This is a genomic window from Arthrobacter sp. 05N429, assembly GCF_056397045.1.
In genome coordinates, this window is the sequence record NZ_JBFTMQ010000047.1 from 1 (window position 1) to 434 (window position 434).

The window sequence follows — 434 nt, forward strand, 5'->3', positions numbered from 1 at the left end:
AAGCCACACTGGAGGACATTGTCCGCCACGCCCAGGGCGCGCTGTTCGATGCCGCCGCCCAAGCGTGGAACCACGGCTTCTACTGGCAGTGCCTGCGCCCGCGCGGCGGTGGCGAGCCGCAGGGCCGCCTGGGCGAACTGGTCAAGCGCCAGTTCGGCGACGGCCAGCGTCTGCGCGAAGAGTTCAATCGAACCGCGCTTGGCCTGTTCGGCTCCGGCTGGGTGTGGCTGGTGCAGCACCCCGGCGGGCAGCTCGGCCTGCAGGCCACCCGCAATGCGGGTACGCCGCTGACCGGCGACAGCACGCCGCTGCTCTGCTGCGATGTCTGGGAGCACGCGTACTACACCGACTACCAGAATGATCGTGCACGCTATCTGGAAGCATTCTGGCAACTGGTGAACTGGGAATTCGCCGAGAGCCAGCTGCGCTGAGAC

At 67.5% G+C, this 434-nt stretch carries 1 protein-coding gene; it reads left to right on the forward strand.

Going from position 1 to position 434, the window contains the following annotated elements; translation table 11 throughout:
- Positions 1-431: superoxide dismutase (locus AC1DF4_RS19200; protein WP_476914362.1), on the forward strand; the 431-nt coding region annotated here is incomplete at its 5' end.
- Positions 432-434 lie beyond the last annotated feature (3 nt).